The 829-nt window shown below is 47.9% G+C and carries 2 pseudogenes; both read left to right on the top strand.

The annotated features are described in order from the left end of the window. Positions 1 to 283 (top strand): annotated as a pseudogene (locus CIK04_RS24540) (amino acid permease); the annotation flags it as partial. Between the two features lie 162 nt (positions 284 to 445). Beyond that, positions 446 to 829, top strand: a pseudogene (locus tag CIK04_RS24535) (amino acid permease); the annotation flags it as partial.

Below are 829 nucleotides of genomic sequence, written 5' to 3'. Positions count from 1 at the left end.
GCAGAAGGAACGWYTGAAACTCGACCATCTCGAGCGCGATTTCAAAATGGGCTCTCGTATGACGGGCATTGCTGTGGTTTCGATTCTGATTGGCATCTTCACGGTTGGATTCTTGGCCTCCACCTTCCCAACCGGAGCCGACATCATGACCATCATCTTCTACAACGTTGGCGGCATTGTGATTTTCCTTGGCTTTGCTTGGTGGAAATACAGCCAGTACGAAAAGTCACTCAACAGTGAAGAACGCGCGAAAGAGGCCAGCCCAAGCGCCGTCCTTCCATAAATGACGCTCAACCATTCTAGGTTGATGACCGAAACTTGGGCAGAGAAAACGCTCTGACCCTTCACCCTGCCCGCCCCCCATAACAACTCTAATGGCTGGCAGATTATTTTCATTCACTTGATCCATTTTTTTGTTTTACTGCAGACGGATACGGGAGGAACTATGTCTGAATCACTGCGTGGCACCATTGAGACTAACTTGCTTGCTGTCGATGACCTTTGCGGCGGTTTTCAACGTGCGCAATATCGTCAACAACAACATCGAACTGGGCTCAGCTCTGCCCCCATTTTTCTCTTAGCAACCGTGGTCTATTTCATTCCATTCGTTTTTATTATTGCCGAATTTGTTTCTGCTAATAAGAACTCAGAATCCGGCATGTATGACTGGTTGAAAAAGCCTTTAGGCAGCAAAGCCGCTTATTTGGGCTCCTTTCTCTACTGGTTTGTGAACCTGTTCTGGTTGTTTCCTTACTGCCTAACGTCATTGCCTATGCGTCTTACGCCATGTTGGGTTACGAATACAGCTTCTCACCCATGGTGACGTCAC

Source organism: Vibrio sp. 03_296 (assembly GCF_002265885.1).
This window is presented reverse-complemented; position numbering and strand designations above follow the sequence as displayed.